This is a genomic window from Rathayibacter sp. YIM 133350 (assembly GCF_037404875.1).
GTDB lineage: Bacteria > Actinomycetota > Actinomycetes > Actinomycetales > Microbacteriaceae > Orlajensenia.
Genome location: NZ_JBBELO010000034.1, coordinates 177,816 through 185,050, shown reverse-complemented (window position 1 = coordinate 185,050; position 7,235 = coordinate 177,816). Strand labels below are relative to the sequence as shown.

The window sequence follows — 7,235 nt, the reverse complement described above, 5'->3', positions numbered from 1 at the left end:
GGGCATCTTTGGGCGGGACCCTCCCCTTCGGGACCCCGCCGGACGAACGACACAAGACAGCTCCCGCCACCGGGAGGGTGGGCATCTTTGGGCGGGACCCTCCCCTTCGGGACCCCGCCGGACGTACGACACAAGGCAGCCCCCGCCACCGGGCCCTTCGACAAGCTCGGGGACCCCGCCCTTCGACAAGCTCAGGGACCCGGCCCTTCGACAAGGGATCGGCAAGGGCTCAGCTGTGCTGCGGAAAGCCCAGGTTGATGCCGCCGTGGCTCGGGTCGAGCCAGCGTGAGGTGATGGCCTTCTCACGCGTGAAGAACGCAACGCCCGCCGGACCGTAGGCCTTGGCATCGCCGAAGAGCGAGGCCTTCCAGCCGCCGAAGGAGTGGTAGGCCACCGGCACCGGAATCGGCACGTTCACGCCCACCATGCCGACCTGCACCTCGCGCTGGAATCGCCGTGCGGCGCCGCCGTCGTTCGTGAAGATCGCCGTGCCGTTGCCGTACTTGCCCCGGTTGATGATCTCGAGGCCCTCTTCGTAGCCCGAGACGCGCACGATCGAGAGCACCGGCCCGAAGATCTCATCGGTGTACACCGCGGATGAGGTGGGCACCTTGTCGATAAGCGTCGGCCCGAGCCAGAACCCCTCCGCCGCTCCGTCGACCTCGGTGTTCCGGCCGTCGACGACGACGTCGGCGCCATCTGTCATCGCGAGATCGATGTAGGAGGCGACCTTGTCGCGATGCACCTCGGTGATGAGCGGTCCCATGTCGCAGGAGCGCCGGCCGTCTCCGATGCGCAGGGCCGCCATGCGCTCCTTCACCTTCGCGACGAGTTCGTCGGCGACGGAGTCCACGGCGAGCACGACCGAGATGGCCATGCAGCGCTCCCCGGCCGAACCGAAGCCGGCGTTGACCGCCGAGTCGGCCACGAGGTCGAGGTCGGCGTCGGGAAGCACGAGCATGTGGTTCTTGGCTCCGCCCAGTGCCTGCACGCGCTTGCCGTTGCGCGCGGCCGTCTCGTAGATGTACTGCGCGATCGGCGTGGAACCGACGAACGAGACCGAGGCGATTCCCGGGTGCTCGAGAACCGCATCCACAGCCTCCTTGTCGCCGTGAACGACGTTGAAGACGCCGTCGGGAAGCCCGGCCTCCTTCAGCAGCGCGGCCATCCAGTTGGCCGCCGACGGGTCCTTCTCCGACGGCTTCAGCACGACCGTATTTCCGGTGGCGATGGCGATGGGGAAGAACCACATGGGCACCATGGCCGGAAAGTTGAACGGGCTGATGATGCCGACGACGCCGAGCGGCTGCTTGAGCGTGTACACGTCGACCCCGGTCGAGACGTTCTCGCTGTAGTCGCCCTTGACCAGCTGCGAGATGCCGCAGGCGAACTCGACGACCTCGAGCCCGCGGGCGATCTCGCCCGCGGCGTCCGAGAGCACCTTGCCGTGCTCGCTCGTGAGAATCTCGGCGAGCTCGTCGCGGCGGGCGTTCAGCAGCTCCCGGAACGAGAACATCACCGACTGTCGTTTGGCGAGCGAGGTCTCGCTCCAGGTCGCGAAGGCGACGGATGCCGCCTCGACCGCACGCGCAACATCGGCGGCGGAGCCCATGCGCACGTGCTTCTGCACCACGCCGCGGGCCGGGTCGTAGACGGGTGCGGTGCGGCTGGACTCCCCCGCGGCCGCAGCTCCGTCGATCCAGTGGTCGAGCACGGCGGTCTCGCCCGCCCTCGTGTCCGGTTCGTTGGTGAGTGTGTCGGTCATGATGTGTTCCTTCGGTGTCTTCTGCGGTGAAGTCGTGGTGTGGGATGCGGCCCTTCGACAGGCTCAGGGACCGGGGTTTCGAGGTGGGATGCGGCCCTTCGACGAGCTCAGGGACCGGGTCTTCGAGGTGGGATGCGGCCTTTCGACAAGCTCAGGGACCGCCGCACACCTCAGGGTCTGGGGTCACGGCGCCGAGGCCTCCACGAGCGTGAGCACCTCGTCGTACTTCTGCACGGCTTCGGCGACCTCATCGTCGGTCACGATGCACGGGGGCACGACGTGGATGCGGTTGTCCTGCACGAACGGCAGCAGCCCACGGCCCACGAGCTCGCTCTTGATGCGCCCCATGCCGGCGGCGGCGAGCGGTTCACGGGTCTCGCGGTCGGCCACGAGCTCGAGCGCCCAGAACACGCCCTCTCCGCGCACCTCGCCGATGCTCGGGTGCGCTGATGCCAGCTCGCGCAGTGCGGGACCGATCGCATCCGCACCCACGCGCCGGGCGTTCTCGACGATGCCCTCGGACTCCATCGCGACGAGAGCCCCCACGATCGCCGCCATCGCGAGCGGATGCCCGCTGTAGGTCAGGCCGCCGGGGAAGACGTGCTCGTCGAAGTCCGCCGCGATCTCATTGGAGATGATCACGCCGCCCGCGGGAACGTAGCCCGAGTTCACGCCCTTCGCGAAGGTGATGAGGTCGGGCACGACGTCGTGGCCCTCGAAGGCGAACCATCGCCCGGTGCGGCCGAAGCCGCACATCACCTCGTCGAGGATCAGCAGGATGCCGTAGCGGTCGGCGAGAGCCCGCACGCCCGCGAGGTAGCCGGGCGGCGGCACGAGCACGCCCGCCGTACCGGGAACCGTCTCGAGCAGGATCGCCGCGATCGAGGTGGGACCCTCGGCCTGGATCACGCGCTCGAGGTGGTGCAGGGCGCGCTCGCTCTCCTGTTCGGGCGTCGTCGCCCAGAACTCGCTGCGATAGAGGTACGGTCCGAAGAAGTGCACATGCCCGCGCGCGTATTCGTTCGGGATGCGACGCCAGTCGCCGGTCGAGACGATGGCCGCACCGGTGTTGCCGTGGTACGAGCGGTAAGTCGAGAGGATCTTGTCGCGGCCCGTGTGCAGGCGCGCCATGCGGATGGCGTTCTCGTTGGCATCCGCACCGCCGTTGGTGAAGAAGACCTTGTCGAACCCCTCGGGCGCACGCTCGACGATGCGGCGCGCGGCCTCGCCACGGGTGAGGTTGGCGGTGGCGGGGGCGACCGTGGCGAGCAGGTCGGCCTGCTCGTGGATGGCCGCGATGACCGCCGGGTGCTGGTGGCCGATGTTGGTGTTGACGAGCTGGCTCGAGAAGTCCAGCCAGCTCGTGCCGGAGTGATCCCATACGCGGCAGCCCGAGCCGCCGGCGATCACGAGTGGGTTCAGCCCCGCCTGGGCCGACCAGGAGTGGAACACGTGCGCCGCGTCGAGCTCGCGCGCCCGTGCGTCGAGCGGTGAGAGGGCGGTCTCGGTGGTCATGGTGCCTTCTTTCGTACGACCGGGGGTGGTGCCGGCTCGCGAAGCGCGGGGCTCGCGAGCCGGCACCCGGGGTTCTACTTGCCGCCCTCTTTCAGGGTGACCTCGATGGGCGTGAAGTTAGCGCCCATGGTGTCCACGCCGTCATCCTTCAGCTCAGCGAGCGCCTTCTTCACGTACTCGTTGGAATACGCGTCTTTCGGCGGCTTGCTCGTGATGATGGTGGCGCCCGTCTCGTTCTTCGTCTTCATGGCGATGTCGACGGTCTGCTGCCAGGCCTTCTCATCGATCATGCCGACTCCGTTGGTCGAGGGCCAGATGAGCTTGTTGACCTCGTTGGTCATCCAGAGCTGGTGGCTCTGGCCCAACTGGGAACCCGCCTTGGTGACGATGTCGGCCGCTTCCTGGGCGTGATCGCGAGCGTAGGCCCAGCCCTTGATCGACGCCTTGATGAACTTCACCGTGTTGTCGGCGTAGTCCTTGTCGTCGCTCAGCCGGTCGGCATCGGCCCAGATCGCATCCTGCAGCATCGCCGTTCCGACGTCGTTCCAGTTGATGACGTTGAGGTCATCGGGCGTGTACAGCTCGCCGGTCGCCGGGTTCTTCGTCTCCAGCACCTGGGCGTACTCGTTGTACGTCATGGCCTGCGCCGCGTCGATGTCGCCCGAGAGGAACCCGTTCATGTCGAACGCCTGCTGCACGAGGGAGATGTCGTTCACGCCGACGCCCTCCTTCTGCATGCCGGCGAACAGCTCCCACTCGTTGCCGTAGCCCCAGCTGCCGACCTTCTTGCCCTTCAGGTCGGCCGGCGAGGTGATGCCCTTGTCCTTGAACGAGATCTGGGTGGTGGCGCTGCGTTCGAAGATCTGCGCGACGTCCGTGATGTGGGCACCCTGCTCGATGGAGCCGAGAACCTTGGGCACCCACGAGATCGCGTAGTCGACGTCGCCGTTGGCGAGCGAGTCCTGCGGAACGATGTCCGACCCGCCTTCGACGATCGACACGTCGAGGCCCTCGTCCTTGTAGTAACCCTGGTCGACGGCCGCGTAGTAGCCGGCGAACTGCGCCTGCGCGAACCACTGCAACTGCAGCTTGATCGGCGTCAGGTCACCGCCGCCGCTCGACGACGTGGAACCGGAGTCGCTCGAGCCCGACGAGCATGCGCTGAGTGCCAGGGCGGATGCCGCGACGATCGCGAGAGCGCCGGCGAGCTTCCTGGTGCTGTGTTTCATGTCTTCCTCCTTCAGGTGCCTCTGTGGTGTGGTGCGGTACAGGTGCGGCGCGTCTGCCTCGTGGGTGCGACGCCGCGACCCTCAGGCGGCCGGCCGGTGGCGGGACGCAAGCCTCTCGAGCCCGAGGGTCGCTCCGTAGAAGACCAGGCCGAGGATGATGGAGCCGAGCACGTAGGCCCAGGCGAGGGAGTAGTTGCTGCTCGACGCGGCGGACGTGATCGACTTGCCGAGACCGCCGACGGGGCCGCCGAAGTACTCGGCGATGAGCGCCGAGATCACGGCGAGCGAGCTCGCGATGCGCAGGCCGGTGAAGATGAACGGCGTCGCGGTCGGCAGCGTCACGGTGCGGGTGCGCTGCCACGGCCCCGCCGCGTAGGCGCGCATCAGGTCGCGGTGCACCGCACGGGTCTGCCGGAATCCCCGCAGGGCGTTGAGGTAGACGGGGATGAAGACGGCGATCGCGGCCACGATCTGGCGGGCGGTCTCGGCGCCGGCGCCGAACATCGAGTACAGCACGGGAGCCAGGGCGACGATCGGGATGACGCTGAGCGCGGCGACGAGGGCGACGCTGAGCTCGTCGAGCACGGGCAGCAACGCGGCGAGCACGGCGAACACCACTCCGAGGATGCCGCCGATCACGAGCCCGATGAACGCGTTCGCACCGGTGACGAGGCACGCCTGCCAGACGGTTGCGACGTTCTTCGTGAACTGCGCGAAGATCTCCAGCGGACTCGGGAGCACGAACGGCTTGATGTCGAAGGCGAGGACCGCCAGCTGCCAGAGCACGAGGGCGGCCACGCCGAGCAGCAGCGGAGCGAGCACCGCCCTCGTCGTTCCCGCCGCCGGCCTCATCGCTGCTCCCGACGGGAGGAGTGAGGAGCGGCGACCGGACCGTGCAGCGCTTCGCGCACGGCGCTGACCGCGTCGAAGAAGCCCTCCTCCTCGCGCAGTCCCTCGCCGCGGTCGGCGGCGGAACCCAGCCGCACCGGCAGCACCTCGACCACGCGACCCGGCCGCGGCGACATCACCACGACGCGGTTGGAGAGGAAGACCGCCTCGGGAATGGAGTGGGTGACGAAGACGACCGCGGCATCCGTCTCGGCGCAGATGCGCACGAGCTCGTTCTGCATGCGTTCACGCGTCATCTCGTCGAGCGCGCCGAAGGGCTCGTCCATCAGCAGCAGGCGGGGGCTCTCGGCCAGCGCCCGCGCGATCGCCACCCGCTGCTGCATTCCGCCCGAGAGTTGGTCGGGATAGCTGGCGCCGAAGTCGCTCAGGCCCACCATCTCGAGCAGCTCGCTCACGCGGGTGTCGCGCTCGCGCTTGCGGGTGCCGTGCAGTTCGAGGGGCAGGGCGATGTTGGCGGCGACCGTGCGCCACGGCAGCAGGCCGGCCTGCTGGAAGGCGATGCCGTACTCCTGGTCGACGCGTGCCTTCGCCGCCGTCTTGCCGAACACCCGGATCTCGCCGGAGGTCGGGCTGTCGAGGTCGGCGATGAGGCGCAGCAGCGTCGACTTGCCGCAGCCGCTCGGGCCGATGAGGCTCACGAACTCGCCGGGCGCGACGCTCAGTTCGATGTCGTCGAGGGCGGTGACGGCGGCGTCCCGACCGCCGCTGAAGACCCGGCTCACATGCGCGACGCTCACGGCGGCTGCGGCATCCGCCGTGGCTGCGGCGGATCCGGATGCCTGAGGCTGGGTGATGCTCATGCGGTGACCTCTCCACGACGGTAGCGGCGCAGCAGCGCGCCGATCAGGCTGACGATGCCGGCTGCGGCGAGGCCGACGAGCACGGCTCCGAAGATGGGCGCCCAGGGCTTGGCCGGGTCGCCGCCAGCCGCGGCGGCGAACTCGACCACCATGCGGCCGATGCCGCCACGCAGGCCGATGGAGACCTCCGCGACGATGGCTCCGATCACCGCGCTCGCGGCGGCGAGCCGAAGCGCCGGCAGCAGGTACGGAACACTCGCGGGCAGTCGCAGCGTGAGCAGGGTGCGCCACCAGCCGACGGCGTAGCTGCGCATGAGTTCGACGTGATTGGCGTCAGGCGAGTTCAGCCCCCGCAGGGCGCCGATCGATACGGGGAAGAAGGCGAGGTAGCTCGCGATGAGTGCAACCGACATCCACGGCGCCCACTCGAAGTCGCCGATCGAAATCTGCGAGCCCCACCGCCGCACGAGCGGCGCGATGGCGATGAGCGGCACCGTCTGGCTGAGGATGATCCACGGCAGCAGGGCGGACTCGGCCGTGATGAAGCGCTGCATGAGAAGGGCCAGCAGCGAGCCGACGATGACGCCGGTCACCCAGCCGACCGCCGCGATGCCGAGGCTGAAGGCGGACGCCTGCAGCACGGCCAGCCACATCGGCGGGGCGCCCGCGATGCTCGATACCGGCTCGAACAGGCGGGCGATCATCGTCCAGACGTGCGGCATCGCGAGGTCCGAGGTGCGGGGCAACACCGTGATGCCGCCGATCACGACACCGTCGACAGGGCCGAGCGCCTTGTAGAATTCCCAGATCGCGGCGAGCAGAACGACTCCTGCTGCGCCGAGCGCGACGCGTCGAGCCCGTCCGGTACGCCCGGACCGAACCCGCGATCGCCGCGATGGGCGCTCCACGAGCGTGGGCACGGTGCCCACGGAACCGGCATCCGTCGCCTTCAGCGGCGCGGCGGGGTCGAGCAGTCCGGGCTCCCCGGGTGCCGCATCCTGCCGAACGTCCGCCATG

The 7,235-nt window shown here is 68.8% G+C and carries 6 protein-coding genes; all 6 read right to left on the bottom strand.

The features are described 5' to 3' along the window. Nucleotides 1-229 precede the first annotated feature (229 nt). The 6 genes from WDJ51_RS13925 to WDJ51_RS13900 all read right to left on the bottom strand — a co-directional run bounded on the left by WDJ51_RS13925 (nucleotide 230) and on the right by WDJ51_RS13900 (nucleotide 7,234). Nucleotides 230-1,765, bottom strand: a complete 1,536-nt coding sequence (locus WDJ51_RS13925; protein WP_337853063.1) for a CoA-acylating methylmalonate-semialdehyde dehydrogenase — start codon at nucleotides 1,763-1,765, stop codon at nucleotides 230-232. Between the two features lie 183 nt (nucleotides 1,766-1,948). Further along, on the bottom strand, nucleotides 1,949-3,280 hold the full coding sequence (locus WDJ51_RS13920) for an aspartate aminotransferase family protein (protein ID WP_337853062.1): 1,332 nt from the start codon (nucleotides 3,278-3,280) through the stop codon (nucleotides 1,949-1,951). Between the two features lie 74 nt (nucleotides 3,281-3,354). Continuing rightward, complete coding sequence (locus WDJ51_RS13915) at nucleotides 3,355-4,509, bottom strand: ABC transporter substrate-binding protein (RefSeq protein ID WP_337853061.1); 1,155 nt, start codon at nucleotides 4,507-4,509, stop codon at nucleotides 3,355-3,357. An 81-nt stretch (nucleotides 4,510-4,590) separates the two neighbouring features. Beyond that, nucleotides 4,591-5,361: an ABC transporter permease gene (locus WDJ51_RS13910; protein WP_337853060.1), complete on the bottom strand. Its 771-nt coding sequence runs from the start codon at nucleotides 5,359-5,361 to the stop codon at nucleotides 4,591-4,593. Continuing rightward, a complete protein-coding gene (locus tag WDJ51_RS13905; protein ID WP_337853059.1) occupies nucleotides 5,358-6,218 on the bottom strand; it encodes an ABC transporter ATP-binding protein in 861 nt (286 codons plus the stop codon). Before WDJ51_RS13905 ends, WDJ51_RS13910 begins: the two co-directional genes overlap by 4 nt. After that, complete coding sequence (locus tag WDJ51_RS13900) at nucleotides 6,215-7,234, bottom strand: ABC transporter permease (protein ID WP_337853058.1); 1,020 nt, start codon at nucleotides 7,232-7,234, stop codon at nucleotides 6,215-6,217. Before WDJ51_RS13900 ends, WDJ51_RS13905 begins: the two co-directional genes overlap by 4 nt. Nucleotide 7,235: the final 1 nt, after the last annotated feature.

Excerpts from the sequence above, each read along its gene's own strand:
- WDJ51_RS13900 (WP_337853058.1), bottom strand. The coding sequence starts at position 7,234 with ATGGCGGACGTTCGGCAGGATGCGGCACCCGGGGAGCCCGGACTGCTC.
- WDJ51_RS13910 (WP_337853060.1), bottom strand. The coding sequence starts at position 5,361 with ATGAGGCCGGCGGCGGGAACGACGAGGGCGGTGCTCGCTCCGCTGCTG.
- WDJ51_RS13925 (WP_337853063.1), bottom strand. The coding sequence starts at position 1,765 with ATGACCGACACACTCACCAACGAACCGGACACGAGGGCGGGCGAGACC.
- WDJ51_RS13905 (WP_337853059.1), bottom strand. The coding sequence starts at position 6,218 with ATGAGCATCACCCAGCCTCAGGCATCCGGATCCGCCGCAGCCACGGCG.
- WDJ51_RS13915 (WP_337853061.1), bottom strand. The coding sequence starts at position 4,509 with ATGAAACACAGCACCAGGAAGCTCGCCGGCGCTCTCGCGATCGTCGCG.
- WDJ51_RS13920 (WP_337853062.1), bottom strand. The coding sequence starts at position 3,280 with ATGACCACCGAGACCGCCCTCTCACCGCTCGACGCACGGGCGCGCGAG.